The organism is Variovorax sp. GW821-FHT10C12 (assembly GCF_059415405.1).
Genome location: NZ_JBWKNE010000001.1, coordinates 120913 through 136483 on the forward strand (window position 1 = coordinate 120913; position 15571 = coordinate 136483).

General features: G+C 67.7%; 7 protein-coding genes. All 7 read left to right on the forward strand.

Features of this window, described 5'->3' with window-relative positions:
- Positions 1-2 precede the first annotated feature (2 nt).
- The 7 genes from AC07OH_RS00575 to AC07OH_RS00605 all read left to right on the forward strand — a co-directional run bounded on the left by AC07OH_RS00575 (position 3) and on the right by AC07OH_RS00605 (position 15568).
- Positions 3-1040, forward strand: coding sequence for a branched-chain amino acid ABC transporter permease (locus tag AC07OH_RS00575; protein ID WP_495299219.1), 1038 nt, complete (start codon positions 3-5; stop codon positions 1038-1040).
- On the forward strand, positions 1024-1887 hold the full coding sequence (locus AC07OH_RS00580; protein ID WP_495299220.1) for an intradiol ring-cleavage dioxygenase: 864 nt from the start codon (positions 1024-1026) through the stop codon (positions 1885-1887). The genes AC07OH_RS00575 and AC07OH_RS00580 overlap by 17 nt, the downstream gene beginning before the upstream one ends.
- A 69-nt stretch (positions 1888-1956) precedes the next feature.
- On the forward strand, positions 1957-2187 hold the full coding sequence (locus AC07OH_RS00585; RefSeq protein ID WP_495299221.1) for a hypothetical protein: 231 nt from the start codon (positions 1957-1959) through the stop codon (positions 2185-2187).
- 97 nt (positions 2188-2284) lie between these two features.
- Complete coding sequence (locus tag AC07OH_RS00590; RefSeq protein ID WP_495299222.1) at positions 2285-3139, forward strand: response regulator transcription factor; 855 nt, start codon at positions 2285-2287, stop codon at positions 3137-3139.
- Between the two features lie 912 nt (positions 3140-4051).
- Positions 4052-4642 carry a hypothetical protein gene (locus AC07OH_RS00595; protein ID WP_495299223.1) on the forward strand — a complete coding sequence of 197 codons (591 nt, stop codon included), beginning with the start codon at positions 4052-4054 and terminating at the stop codon, positions 4640-4642.
- 180 nt (positions 4643-4822) lie between these two features.
- The gene (locus tag AC07OH_RS00600; protein ID WP_495299224.1) at positions 4823-7771 is read left to right on the forward strand and encodes a beta strand repeat-containing protein; all 2949 of its coding nucleotides are present in this window, start codon (positions 4823-4825) and stop codon (positions 7769-7771) included.
- A gap of 186 nt (positions 7772-7957) precedes the next feature.
- The gene (locus AC07OH_RS00605; RefSeq protein ID WP_495299225.1) at positions 7958-15568 is read left to right on the forward strand and encodes an OmpA family protein; all 7611 of its coding nucleotides are present in this window, start codon (positions 7958-7960) and stop codon (positions 15566-15568) included.
- Positions 15569-15571 lie beyond the last annotated feature (3 nt).

The window sequence follows — 15571 nt, forward strand, 5'->3', positions numbered from 1 at the left end:
CGATGGCCCCCGTCGTCGTCACCATCGACACCGGCAGCAGCCGCCGCGCAGGCTGGACCGCCGCCGCGCTGGTGGCGGTGGCCGCCACGCTGCCTTTCTGGGGCGAGCCCAGCTGGATGCGCGAGTTCGTCGAGATCGCCTGCTACTTCATCTTCGCGATGATGTGGAACCTGCTGGCCGGCTACGGCGGCATGGTCAGCATCGGGCAGCAGGCCTTCTTCGGCTTCGGCGGCTACGTGATGCTGATGCTGGGCAACTTCGCGGGCGTGAATCCGTTCGTGGCGATTCCGCTGGGGGCGCTGGCCGCGGCGCTGATCGCGGTGCCGGTGTCCTTCGTGGCGTTCCGGCTGTCGGGCGGTTACTTCGCCATCGGCACCTGGGTGATCGCCGAGGTGTTCCGGCTCAGCTTCGCCAACGTGTCGGCGGTGGGCGGCGGCTCGGGCACCACGCTCACGGCGCTGCGCGGCATCGAGCGCGCCACGCGCGAGAGCGTCACCTACTGGATGGCGCTGGGCTGCGTGGTGGCGGCGGTGTCGCTGGTCTACCTGTTCCTGCGCAGCCGCTTCGGGCTGGCGCTGCTGGCGATCCGCGACAACGAGATGGCCGCCGAATCGCAGGGCATCCCGGTGGCGCGCATGAAGCTCGCGGTGTACGTGGTGGCGGCCTTTGGCGCCGGGCTGGCGGGCGCGCTGTACTTCGTGGGCAACCTGCGCATCAGCCCCGACGCGGCCTTCGCGCCGAACTGGACCGCCTTCGCGATCTTCATGGTCGTGATCGGCGGCATCGGCCGCATCGAGGGGCCGCTGGTGGGCGCGCTGGTGTTCTGGGCGCTGAACAAGTTCCTGAGCGACTACGGCACTTGGTACCTGCTCGGCCTCGGGCTGCTGGCCATCGTGGCCACGATCTTCTTCAAGCAGGGGCTGTGGGGCTGGGCGCAGCAGCGCTGGGCCTGGTCCCTGTTCCCGACGCAGCGGCGCCTGGCGACGCCGCACGCGCCTTCTTCCCACCCGGAGCCCGACGCCCATGCGCAACATCGATGAACACACCATCACCGCCGCCGTGCTCGAGCGCATGGCCGGCTGCGAAGACGCACGGCTGAAGGAGGTGCTGTCGGCGCTGGTGCGCCACCTGCACGATTTCGCGCGCGAGGTGCGGCTCACCGAGGCCGAGTGGGCCGCGGGCATCGACTTCCTCACCGCCACGGGCCAGAAGTGCGATGCGCAGCGCCAGGAGTTCATCCTGCTGTCGGACACCCTGGGCCTGTCGATGCTCACGGTGGCGATGAACCACGCCAAGAGCCCGCAGGCCACCGAGGCCACCGTGTTCGGCCCCTTCCACGTGGCCGGCGCGCCGCAGCTGCCGCTGGGCAGCGACATCGCGACCGGCGCGGTGGGCGAGCCGCTGTTCGTGCAGGCCACCGTGCGCGGGCGCGACGGCGAGCCCGTCGCCGATGCGGTGGTCGACGTGTGGGAGGCCGACGCCGAAGGCTTCTACGACGTGCAGCGGCCCGGCGGCCCCATGCAGGGGCGGGCGGTGCTGCGCACCGACGCGCAAGGGCGGCTGTGGTTTCGCGGCGTGGCGCCGGTGGCCTATCCGATTCCCACCGACGGGCCCGTGGGCGCCATGCTGCGCGCGACCCGGCGCCATCCGTGGCGGCCCGCGCATGTGCACTTCATGGTGCAGGCGCCGGGCTACGAGACGCTGATCACGCACGTCTTCCGCGAGGGCGATCCGTACCTCGACAGCGACGCGGTGTTCGGTGTGCGCAGTTCGCTCATCGGCGACTTCGCGGCGCATGCCCCGGGCCGCGCACCCGACGGCAGCCTGCAAGAGGGGCCGTTCCACACGCTGGACTTCGCGTTCGTGCTCGAGCCGGCAGGGGGTTGAGGGCCCGCGAACCGTTTCGGCGTTTCGGCGCCTCTATGGCAGGTGTCCATCCCCAAGGAGCCCTGCACCATGTGTCCTGTTTCCATCACCTGGCATCTGCTTCGCGGCGCGGGAGCGCTCGTGCTCATCGCGCTGGCCGTGCTGCTGTCGTCCGCGCATCCCTGGATCGCGCCGCCCGCCCTTGTCGGCGCCTTGCTGCTGCTGCGCGGCTGCCCGATGTGCTGGCTCGTCGGGCTGCTCGAAAGGCTGTCCGCGCGCAAGGCCACACATGCGTCCGAGGCCACTTCCGAGAGGGCTTGAGCGCGTTCGGCCTTCGTGAAATGGAAGGCTGATCCGGGATTCCATCGCTCCGTGTCGAGGGGGTGAGGCCCCATTACTGTGAGTTTGTTTGCACTGCATGACAAAAGAACAGGGCCACCTGTTTCCGTTGGTCAATACCGGCACTTTTCCCTATCGACTGTTGATAAACGTTAATACATTCCACTCCATTGTGAGAGGCAAGTGGGGAGCGATGAAAAGGGAACCGATGGTGGACAGGGTGGAACAGAAAAACGGTCGTGTGGTGGTGCTGACGGATTCCGGCGACGAGATCGACTGGCTGCGCAGCCGGTTGAAGGACGCCGGCTTCAGCCCGTTTTGTGTCGTCAACGAGGAAGACCTGCTGGAGGCCGCCTCCATGCCGGGTGTCGGGCTTTTCCTGCTGATGGGCGAGGCGCTGGAGCGCGCGCTGCCGGAGGTGCTGTTCGGCATCAGCGCGAGCCGCGCGGCCTCGGCACCGGTGATTGCCCTGGCCCGGTCGCGCGCCGTGCTGGAAACGCCGCGCGTCTCGGTGTTCGATGTGGACGATTTCATGGTGAGTCCGTGGAACGCACAGGACGTCGTGGCACGGGTGTCGGCGCTGTGCGGCAAGAAGTCGACGCGCAGAAACATGAAGCCGCACAGCCTCTACGGCTTTCAGCTCGTGCGCAGCCGCCTGGCCGTCGAGTACGCGAGCAAGGAAGCCATCCTGACGCCGAGCGAATTCGAAATCGCGCGGGTGCTGGTGCGCTATCTCGACACGCCCGTGTCGAGGCAGCAATTGCCCCAGGGCCCCCGCAGGAATGAAGAGCACGGGGCCAGCCGTTCGCTGGACGCGCTGGTGTCCCGGGTGCGCAAGAAGCTGGAGTCGATCGTGGGCGATGAATTCCGGGTGCGCTCGCTCTACGGGGTGGGCTACACGCTGGAGCGCGCACACAACCGACGCGCAGGGTGAGGGGGCGCGGGCGATGCCCCGCGGCATTCCACAGGGCGGCGCAAGGCCGCCAAAAAAACGATGCCTGTCGATCCGCTTTCGAATTGAAACCGGGCATCGACAGATCAACGAACGAATTCCGGTGAAGTGAGCCGGTTTGGAATGGCTTGAATTGAATTCAAGCCAATGGCGCAGCCACGCCCGTTGAAATATGGAATTGGCTTTTAAAAGCTCAATTTGGCCTTTGATGCGCGTCGCCTGGATGCCATCGATGGGCGAGCGCCGGGATGCGCGTGCACCTCGATGTGCAGTGGCTATTTACAAATTCAGCGAATTTGTAAATTAAGTTTCGAAGCAGTGCGGCCAGGCGCTGCAGCAGCCCGTCGACGCACCAGTTCCGCCGAAAGCGTTCTGCAAGAGCGCCTGTGCCCGGCTGCTGTGGGTGTGAAATTATTCAAACGCATCAACCACTTGGAAGCGATCCGCCTGTGAAATTGATCACAGATGAATTGCAGCTTTGTTCACGATCCATGCACTCGTCAAAATTGAGTCAATGTTCACATTTGTTAACTTTGGTGGGACTGTCGTGAAATTTTCCCGGAACCCCTCGCGCTTGCAAGAGGTGGATCACCGAGGCGCGATTGATTTTGTAAACATTTAGAAAATAATATGAACGTGGTAAATGGCTCATGGAAGCGGCTGAAAAAGTGCTCGCGCGCATGAGGTTTCGAACGGGCATCGGAAGCGGCTGAAGTGCCGTCGCCGATGCGATGTGTCAGTGGTGTGCTGCAAGTGGCTGGGAAATGGCTTCGACGCCAATTCGGAAGGCCACAGGTCAAGTCAGTTGATCTTCGTGTTGCCTCGGTCTGGCTTTGAAGTTGTTTTTAGGAGTTGTCTATGTCTATCGGAAGTTCATCTCAATTGAATTCGTTCATGTCGCCGGTCGTCCGGCTGACCGTTCGCCTCGGCTTGGGGCTCGGCGTGGCCATGACCCTGGGGCTGGGCGGCCTGGCCGCCGCGCAGGGCACGAAGGCCGCGCCCGCGCCCACCGAGGCGGCGCAGAAGAAGACCGTGGCGGTCGTGCTGACGCAGGCCAAGGTGGTCAAGGACGCACAGGGCAAGGAGCAGCTGGTGGCGGCCGATTCGGTCAAGCCGGGCGACGTGCTCGAGTACACGGCCACCTATACCAACCACACGGGCAAGAACGTCACGGGTCTCGTGGCCAACCTGCCGATCCCCGAAGGTCTGGAGTACCTGCCCAAGACCGCCAAGCCGGGCGCGACGCTGGTCAAGGTCGCGACCAAGGACGGCGCTTTCGCTGCCGAGCCGCTGGCGCGCACCGTCAACGGCAAGTCGGAGCCGGTTCCGTACAACGAATACCGCTCGCTGCGCTGGACGCTGGGCCAGTTGCCCGCCAACGGCTCGGCTGCGGTGACCGCGCGCGCCAAGGTCGAGGCGGTCGTGCCGCCCGCGCCAGTGGCTGCTGCGGGCGAACCGCAGAAGGTTGCGCGCGTCGCACCCTGAGTTCGCGGCGCTGACGACGGTCGTGGGCGGCACTGAGCCGCTCTGACGGCCGCTTCTCTCTTTCTTTCCAAAACCCCGCTGGTTTTTCCATTGCCGGTTTCCGTTCGCGGAAATCCCCGGCCGGGGTGAGTTCGTCCTTTTTTTGACTTTTTTGACCCCAACCCCCGAGGAGAAACCCAAGTGACCCCTACCTTGTCTGCCCGTCGCACCGGCCCAGCGCCGCGCGCGCTCTGGGCGGGCGCAGCAGCTTTGACGCTGAGCTTCCTGTTTGGAAGTTCCGGTGCCCTGGCTGCGGCTCCACCCGCCAACACCATCATCGGTAACCAGGCCTCGGCCACTTACCTGGACCCGAACGGCGCCAGCCAGCTCGCCACCTCCAACCTCGTGCAGACGACGGTGCAACAGGTCGGCTCGTTCAACCTGGACACCTACACCTCCGTGACGACCAACGTGGTCAACACGAAGACCGGCGCTGCAGGCACGACCGTGTACGCGCCGCACGTGCTGACCAACACCGGCAACGGCTCCGACACCTTCACGTTCACCGTGACCGCTCCGGCCAGCCCGAACGGCTTCACCAAGGTCGAAGTGTTCGCCGACGCGAATGCCGACGGCGTGCCCGACAGCACGACCGCGCTGTGCTCGGTCGTTCCGGGTGCTGTGTGTAATGTTCCGGCCCAGACTGTGGCAGGCAACAACGGCACGTTCCCGTTCGTCGTCGCGTACTCGATCCCGAGCACCGCTTCGTCGGGTACGTTCACCTCGCCGGTGGCCGCGACCATCACGGCCACCGCAGGCACGCCGGCGCTGTACGCCGCCGGCAACCTGACGGCAGCCGACGTCGACAACGTGAACCTCACGGACAAGGCGGCCTTCAATGCCACCAAGAGCCTGAGCGTTCCGTCGGTCGCCTGGTCGGCCAACGGCGGCACCTGGCCCGCGGCTTCGACGAGCGGTCCGCGCTCGGTCGCCGGTTGCGCTGCCACCGTGGCAGGCGCGACCACGCCGGCCGCAGGCTGCGTCTACACCACCTACACGTTGAAGTTCAACAACACGGGTGGTGCGGTGGGGCGGTTCGCCTTGACCGACACGCTGCCCGCCGGCTTCACGTACGTCCCCGGTTCCGCGGTCTGGAGCAACGCCCCTGCGGTGGCGCTCAAGGACACCTCGGCGGTGGGCGATGACGCTGCCGGCATCGACTTCAGTGCCACTGGAAACGCCCTGGCCGTGGTCGTGGAAGCGCTGCAGCCGAATGTCACGCAGACGGTGAGCTTCGTGGTGATGGTCAACGACACGGCGGCCATCGGCACGTCGACCACGACCAACACCGCCAAGTACAACCCTGTCGACGCACCGACCGCGACCTCCGCGAGCCCGGGCACGACGGGTTCGCCGACCAACCCGGCGAGCTACAACGTCATCGGCACCTTCGGCATCATCCTGGGTTCGGCTGACGCCACCGCCAGCCCGACGGCCTCGAAGGACACCGGTGCGGGCAACCCCAACACGAGCGTGGCCGACACCACGACCGTCGCCAGTGCAGGGGCCGGCACCACGGTGAAGTTCAAGCAGACCGCGTTCAACACCGGCAATGCCACGGACGTCGTGAACCTCACGGTGGCTGCGGGCAGCACGTTCCCGGCGGGCACGACCTTCAAGTTCTTTGCCGCCGACGGCGTCACGCCGTTGATCGACAACAACAGCGACGGCGTTCCCGACACCGGTCCGATCGCGGCCAACGGCAGCGTTCAGTTCGTGCTGGCAGCCACGCTGCCGGCCTCGGCAGCGCCGGGCACGGGCGGCACGGCGATCGTCACCGGTACCTCGACGGGCGATGCCACGAAGACGGAATCGACGCGCGACACGCTGACGAACGTGACGGGTGTGCTGGTCGACCTGACCAACACCACCGGCGGTAGCAACGACGCGCTCAAGGGTGACCTGGGCACGGGTCCGAGCGCACAGCCGACGACCGTGAACTCGACGCCTGCGGGCACGGGCACGATCTTCACGCTGTTCGTGAAGAACAACGACTCGACGGCCAACACCTACAGCCTGGCGGCCAGCCAGAGCAACAGCTTCCCGGGCAGCCTGCCCGCGGGCTGGACCGTCAAGTTCGTGGCGGCAGGTACGACCTGCACGGGCGCAGCGGTCACCACCTTGGCTGTCGCCGGCAACGCGCAAGCGCCGGTCGATGCCTGCGTGACGCCGCCTGCCTCGCAGACGCCGGTCACCGGCCAGGCGATCTACTTCCAGGTGCGTTCCACCATCGCGACCTCCACGGGCGTGGTGGCGATCGACACGAAGCTGGATGCAGTGACCGTGACCACGGCCAACACCTTCGGCGCGACCCTCACGCCGAACAACAACGGCCAGGTCGCTCCCGGCGGCTCGGTGGTGTATGCCCACACGGTGACCATCACCGGCGCGCAAAGCTGCGGTACCAAGTACAACGTCACGGCCACGCTGCCCGCAGCCGACGTGACGGCGGGCTGGACCACGGCGCTGTACGTCGACGTGAACGGCGACGGCCAGATCGACGGCGGCGACACGCTGGTGACGAACGGCACGGTCACGCCGACCGCACCGGCCACCGGCACCGCGCTGGACAGCGGCAAGACCCAGAAGCTGCTCGTCAAGGTGTTCGCACCGGGCGGCGCCACGGCAGGCGCCACCGACACCGCCACGGTGACGGTGACCTTCCCTGACGTCGCAGCCTGCGGCTCGCCGACGGCCACCGACATCACCACGGTCATCACGGGCCAGATGCGCCTGGTGAAGACGCAGGCGCTGGACGTGAACTGCGATGGCACCGAGGTCCCGTCCTCGTCGGCCCCGCTGGTCGCCAAGCCGGGTGAGTGCCTCGTGTACCGCGTCGTCGCGACCAATGAAGGCTCCGCTCCGGTGACCAACATGTCGATCAACGACGCCGTGCCGGCCTACACCACCTTCACGGGTGCGACGCAGCCTCCGGTGCTCACGCGGTGCACGTCGACCGGTGTGACGCCCGCCTTCGTGGCAGCGAACTACACCTCGACCGCGACGACGGTGGCTTGCGGCAGCGCAGCCAACACCGTGGCACCTGGCGGCACCGCCACGCTGCTGTTCTCCGTGAAGGTCAACAACTGAGCTTCACCTGAGTGAAGCGGAGCCGATGGGCACAAGCCCGTCGGCTCCTTCGCACAAGGCATGCGAAAGCCTGTGCGTTTTTCCTTTGCGCCTTCTCTCTCTTCCTCTGTCGAGGCGAGGGCGCAAACGAAAAAGTTCTTTCGTTTCTTCTGATCCCCACGCGGTGATCGATCAAGGGTTCGCGGCATGCTGTTCACTTTCAATCCCAGGAGCACACACCGGCCATCGTGGCGCGGATGGGCTGCTGCGCTCGCCGCTGGCGCGGCGCTGCTGCTGGGTGGTGCCGTGCCGGAAGCGAACGCCGCGCCGGCCCCCGCCGGCATCGTGATCCGCAGCATCGCCACGGGCACCTACGTGCCCAACGGCCTGGCGCAGACCGAGACCATCTCGTCCAACGAAGTGATCGCCACGGTGCTGCCTGTTGAGGCCTTGGTGCTCACGCAGGACCAGTCGCTGTCGCGCCCGCCGGCGAGCATCGTCACGCTGAGCCACCTGCTCACCAACACCGGCAACGTCGCCTCCACCTACACGCTGGCGCTGGCCAACAACGCCGGCGGCTGCGCGGCCGACACGCTCGACCTGTCGGCGCTTCGCGTGGTGCGCGACAGCAACAACAACGGCGTGGTCGATCCGGCTGATCCGGTGGTGCAACTCAACGCCGCGGGCGCGATCGCGCTCAAGCCCGGCGAGACCGCCGCGCTGCTGGTGCAGGGCACGATCCCCACCGCCGCGACGGGCGTGGCCTGCGTGGGCCTGACTGCCACCACCGCGCTGCAAGGCCTCACCGCGATCAACCGCGATACCGTCACCGTCGGCAACGCCGCCGCGCTGCAGCTGGTCAAGTCCGCCAGCTACCCCGGCAACGTCATCCCCGGCCAGACGCGCATCGACTTCTCGGTCTCGGGCACCAACATCGGCGCGCAGGACGCGCAGCCGTCCAACGTCATCGCGCCCACCAACACGCCGCTGCTGGTCAACGGTGCCCCTTCCGCATTGGTCCTCGTGCGCGACCCCGTGCCCGCCGGCACCCAGTACGTGCCCGGCACCCTGCGCACCACGGCCGCCAACGCCGTCAAGCTGTACCGCCTGGCCAACGATCCGGCGTTCAGCTACCGCACCGCCGAAGATGCCTCGGCCGTCGAAGTGGCCATCGGCATCTCCACGCCCGTGGCGCGCAATGTGTCCATCGCGATGCAGTTCGCCGTCAAGGTCAACGCCGACCAGGTGGGCGAGATCCGCAACACCGCGCACAGCCAGTACAACGACGGCACGGGCCCGGCCACCGTGCCCTCGAACACCATCGTCATCAGCTCCACCCAGGCGCGCATCGGCGTGGCCAAGGCCGCGTCCACCCCGCGTGTGAACCGCGGCACCGACGGCAAGACCGACGGCACCGCCACCGTGCGCTTCAGCGTCAACGTGCGCAACTACGGCACGTCATGGCTGTATGGCGTGCAGGCCGCCGACGTGATGGAAGGCGCGGGCGCCACGCAGTTCGGCAGCTACACGGCAGCCGCCGTGCCTGGCGCGAACCAGTACACCATCGTGCCCGGCTCGATCGTGATCGCGCCCGCACCCAGCGGCGGTACGGTGGCAGCAGCGAACCCCGCCTTCAAGGGCACCGCCGCCGCCTCGAACCTGCTGGCCGATGGCGCTGTGCTGCCCGTGGGCGCACAACTGACGGTGCAGTTCGATGCCCGCATCAACTTCACTGGCCGCACCGGCACCTTGCTGAACACCGTCAAGGCCTCGGGCGCCCTCAATGCCGGCGGCCCCGCGGTGGCCCTGGACGATTCGGTCAACGGCGACAACCCCGACGCCGACGGCGATGGCAACCCCAACAACGACACCTCGCCCACGCCCGTCTCCACGCAGCTGCCCACGCTCACGCTGACCAAGCAGGCCTCCATCGCACGGCGCGTGTCGCCCGGCGTCTACGAGCTGGACTACACCTTCAAGGTCACCAACACCGGCGCCGTCGCCGCACCCAACGTGCGCGTGATCGACAACCTGAACTGCACCTTCGACATGGACAAGTCGAGCGGTCAGGTCGCCTCGTGGGAACTGCTGGGCCCGCCCAAGGCCGCCAACGGCAACCTCAACGCCGCCACCGGCTTCACCGGCCGCGCCACCTGCAACCGCACCACGCAGGACAGCGCCGACCCCTTCCAGCTGCCCACCGAAGTGGCGCTGAGCCTGACCGACGGCGCCCGTGCGCTGGCCCCGGGCCAGAGCGAGCAGATCCGCCTGAGCGTGCGCATCACCGAGAAGGCATCGGCCATCGGCGGGCGCGTGTCGCTCACCAACAAGGCCTGGGCCGCCGCCTTCGAGCAGAACACCGTCAACGTCACGCCCACCATGCTGCTGGCCGCCACCGCCACCTCGGTGCAGTCGCTGCTGGTCGATCCGCAAGGCACGGTCTACAACGCGCTCACACGCCAACCCGTGGCCGGTGCGCTGGTCACCTACACGCGCCAGTCGTGCAGCAGCGGCACGGCCGGGCCCATCACCGCGGCCGAGATCTACGGCGCCGATTCGGGCACCTACACGCTCAACCCCAACGGCAGCATCTCGATGACCACGGGCGCCGACGGCGCCTACCAGTTCTACCTGCAGACGCCGCCGGTGACGGGCCTGTGCACCTACGGCATCTCGGTCACGCCGCCTGCAGGCAGCGGCTACGTCTACCCCTCGCAACTAATCCCCGTGACCGGCGGGTCGTTCACCAGCTGCGGCGCCGTCGTGCCCAGCGCCGTGCCCCCGAAGGACGCCGATCCGACCAGCTACTACTTCCAGGTGCAGGCCGGTGCCAAGCCCGATGGCACGCCGTGCGACGCCGTGCACAACCACATCCCGCTCGACCCGGGCAACATCCTGGGCCTGGTGCTGCGCAAGGACGGCAGCAAGCGCCAGGTCGAGTTCGGCGACTTCATCGACTACGCGCTCACCGTCACCAACAAGACCGGCTTCCCCGTCACCGGCGTCACCTTCAACGACACGCTGCCCCCGGGCTTCGCCTACGTGGCCAACAGCGTGCGCCTGAACGGGCAAGTGGTGCCCAACCCCGCCGGCGGCGCCGGCCCGGGCCTGATCTTCAACTACCCCACGCTGGTGGTGGCCCCCGACCAGTCGGCCATGGTGCGCTACCGCGTGCGCATCGGCGTGGGCGCGCCCACCAACGGCGACGCCATCAACCGCGCGCGCGCCACCTCGGGCCCCATCCAGTCGAACCTGGCCAACTGGACCGTGCGCGTGACGGGCGGCGTGTTCTCCGACGACGCCTTCGCCTTCGGCAAGGTGTATCTGGATTGCAAGCGCGACACCGACCAAGGCAGTAAGCGCGATGGTCGCCAGGAAGGCGCCGACGAGATCGGCGTGCCCGGCGTGCGCCTGTACATGGAAGACGGCACCCACGTCGTCACCGACATCGAAGGCAAGTGGAGCCTGTACGGCCTCAAGCCCGTCACCCACGTGCTGCGCCTGGACCAGACCACGCTGCCGCTGGGCGCCAAGCTCGAAGTGCTCGACAACCGCAACTCGGGCACCCCCGAGAGCCGCTTCGTGGACCTGAAGAAGGGCGAGTTCCACAAGGCCAACTTCATCATCACCAACTGCGACGAGAAGAGCGTGATCGCCGACGTGGCCGCGCGCCGCGCCGCCATTGCCGCGCGCCCCGACACCGAGGCCGAAGCGCAGGTGCGCCTGCGCCTGGACCCCGAAGGCAAGGTCGTGCCCGTGGGCGACGTGCGCGGCCTGCCCGCCACCGGCCAGGCACTGGCCAGCGGCAGCACCGGCGCCGTGCAACCCACTTCGGCGCCGCTGATCGCGCTGCCCGTGGCGCCGGCCAACGCCAGCAGCTTCGTCAGCGGCGGTGGCGGCAGCATGGGCGGCACGCTGGGCGTGCAGCCCGCGATCCCCACCGGCAGCCTGTTCTCGCCGCTGAACGGCGTGCCCACCTCGGGCCTGCCGTCGTCGACCACCAGCGGCTCGGCCACCGGCGTCGGCGCGCAGGCCATGCGCCCCATCGGCACCGGCGGCGCGATGCTCGAGCCGCGCGCCAACCCGCTGCTGCCCCAGGCAGTTCCCAGCCCGATCGAACTCGAGACCCTGCTGCCCCAGCTGGAGAACAACACGCTGGGCTTCATCGGCCTGAAGGACCGCGACACCGTCGCCGGCCAGTCGATCAACGTGCGCGTCAAGGGCACCGCCGGCGCCTCGTTGCGCCTGAGCGTGAACGGCACTGCCCTGGAAGAACGCCGCGTCGGCAAGAAGACCCAGCTGGCGTCCAAGAACATCGCCGCCTGGGAATACATCGGCGTGGCCCTGCGCCCCGGCACCAACACCCTCAAGCTCGAAGCGGTGGACGGCTTCGGCAATGTGCGCAGCTCGGCTGACGAGATCACCGTCATCGCCCCCGACAAGCTCGGCGCCATCGAGGTCGACCTGCCCGAGGTGGCGCGCGCCGACCTGCGCACGCCCGTCGTCGTCAAAGTGCGCCTGATCGACGCGGCCGGCGTGCCCGTCACCGCCCGCACGCAACTCACGCTGGAGACCGACCGCGGCCGCTGGCTGGCCGAAGACCTGAACCCGACCGAACCCGGCACGCAGGTCTTCATGGATGGCGGCGCGGCTGAGTTCCAGCTGATGCCCCCGGGCGAGCCGGGCGATGCGCGCCTGCGCGTGAGCGCCGGCACCTTCGTCAAGGAAGTGCGCCTGGCGCTGCTGCCCGAGATGCGTCCCATGATCGGCGTGGGCATCGTCGAAGGCGTGCTCGACTTCACCAAGCGCGGCAAGCTCCCGATCGGCGCGATGCCCGCCGGCGCCGCCTTCGAGGCGGAACTCTCGGGCCTGAAGGACGAAGGCACCCACAGCCGCGCCAGCGGGCGCGCCGCCTTCTTCTTCAAGGGCACCGTCAAGGGCGAGTACCTGCTCACGGCCGCCTACGACTCCGACAAGACGCGCAAGGACCGCCTGTTCCGCGACATCCGTCCCGACGAGTTCTATCCGATCTACGGCGACTCCGCGGTCAAGGGCTTCGACGCCCAGAGCACGCAGAAGCTCTACGTGCGCATCGACAAGAACCGCTCCTACCTGCTGTACGGCGACTTCACCACCGCCAGCAGCACCGAGGTGCGCAACCTCAGCCAGAGCAACCGTTCGCTCACGGGCCTGAAGCACGTGTACGAGGACGAGAACGTGCGCGCCACCAGCTATGTCTCGCGCACCGCGCAGACGCAGCAGGTGGAAGAGTTCCGCGCGCTGGGCACCTCGGGCCCGTACTACCTGAGCGCCAGCAACGGCGAGTTCGTGTACAACAGCGAACAGATCGAGATCGTGGTGCGCGACCGCAACCAGCCCAACATCGTGCTGCAGCGCACGGCCGTGGCGCGCTTCGTGGACTACACGGTGGAGCCGCTCACGCGCCGTATCCTGTTCACGCACGCCATCGCCTCCATCGATGCGAACCTGAACCCGCAGTCGATCCGCGTCACCTACGAAGTCGACTCGGGTGGTCCCAAGTTCACCGTGGCCGGCACCGACGTGCAAGTGAAGGTCAGCGAGAACCTGCAGCTGGGCGTGGTGGCTTCCACCGACCAGAACCCGCAGAACAAGCGCAACCTGCAGGCGCTCACGGGCGTGGCGCGCATCGGCCAGAACACCAGCGTGGCGGGCGAGCTGGTCAAGACCGACTCCGACGACAAGGGCAACGGCCACGGCGCGCGCGTGGAAGCGCGCTACCAGGACGAGAAGCTGGCCGTGGTGGCCCTGGCGGCCAAGACCAGCAAGGGCTTCGACAACCCCGGCGCGAGCTTCTCGGCCGGCCACACCGAAGCCTCGGCGCGCGCCGAGTACCGCGTCGACCCGACCCTGGCCGTGCGCGGCGAGGTGCTCTACAGCAAGGACGCGACCCAGGTCGACGAGCGCAAGGGCGCCACGGTGAGCGTGCAGAAGAAGCTCAGCGACAAGACCGTCGCCGAGGTGGGCCTGCGCCACGGCCAGAGCAACAACGCGCTGGGCTCCAGCTCGGGCTTCGACTACGGCCAGATCTCCACCTACAACGGCCAGATGGGCAGCAGCATCGGCGCCAACAGCGTGACCACGCTGGGCGCGGCCGCCGCCGCAGCCGGCGTGGACACGCAGAGCCAGACGACCGTGCGCGGGCGCCTGTCGACCGAGGTGCCCGGCGTGGCCGGTGCGCAGGTGTTCGTGGAAGGCGAGCAGGACCTGAAAGACGGCAAGCGCCACGTGCTGGCCGTGGGCGGCAACTACGCCATCACCGACAAGACGCGCGTGTACGGCCGCTACGAGCTGATCTCCACGCTCAACGGCCCCTACGAGCTGGACAGCACGCAGCGCAACAACACGGGCATCGTCGGCATCGAGAGCAACTACATGGAAGGCGGTCGCGTGTACAACGAGTACCGCATCGCCGACGGCGCCGAAGGGCGCGGTGTGCAGGCGGCCATCGGGGTGCGCAACACCTTCAAGGTCAACGAGCAGATCCGCGTGACCGGGGGCATCGAGCACACGCGCGACATGAGCGGCTACAGCAACAGCAAGAACACCGGCACGGGTTATGCCGGTGGGCTGGGCGAGTCGACCGCGATCACCAGCGGCATCGAATACATCACCGACCGGATCAAGGCCTCGGGCGTGTACGAAGCGCGCCGCGGCGACGACGCGAACACGCGCCTGTTCAGTGCCGGCTTCGGCTTCAAGCTCGATCCGTCCTGGAGCCTGCTGGCGCGCAGCATCGTGAGCGACAGCGAAGGCCAGGGCGCCAACGCGGGCAACGAACGCCACCTGCAGCGCCACCAGATCGGCATTGCCTACCGGCCGGTGGACGACGACACCTGGAACGCGCTGGCACGCTACGAGCGCCGCTCCGAGCGCGTGGTGGGCGCGGGCAATGCCGCCGGCGCGCTGCAGGGCAGCAGCGTCTTCGGCGCCGACAACGGCGCCAGCCTGCCGGGCAAGACCAGCGCGGACATCGTCTCGGCGCACGTCAACTACAACCCCGAGCCGGGCAAGGCGGTGATGGCGCGCTATGCCTTCAAGCTCAGCCGCGCCGACGACGGCACGCTGGCCAGCAAGTACTGGGCGCACCTGGTGCAGGCGCGCTACACGCAGGACATCAACCAGGACTGGGACTTCGGCGTGCAGGCCGGCCTGCTGTACGGCAAGGGCGGCGCGCTGCAGAAGACCTTCGGCGTCGAGGTGGGCTACCAGGTGCAGAAGAACATGTGGGTGTCGGCGGGCTACAACTTCGTGGGCCTGAGCGACCGCGACCTGACGGCCAACGAGTACACGAGCAAGGGCGCCTATGTGCGGCTGCGCTTCAAGTTCGACGAGACGCACCTGGGGTTTGCTTCGACAGGGGAGACGAACACGGCCAAGGCGCAGAAGGCAGAGAAGGTGGCTGCGGATGCGCCGGAAGTGGCACCGCTGCCGATGCGCACGGTGCTGCAGTCCGAGGCGCTGTTCGAGCCTGCCAAGTCCTTCATCAAGCCGCAGGCGCACGACACGCTGAACACGCTGGCCGCGCAGATCAAGGCGACCGATGCCCAGGTGGTGATTCACATCAGCCACTCGGATGCACAAGGCAGCGCCGACGACCGCATGCAGCTGGTCGCGCAGCGGACCAACGCGGTGCGCAGCTACCTGATCGGGCGCGGCGTCGACGTGCTGCGCCTGCGCACCGACACCAAAGAAGACACGCCGCCTGTCGCAGGCGATGACAGCAGCGCCAAGAGCCGCTGGGTCGTGATCGCCGCGGCCACGCAAGAAACCCGCTGAACG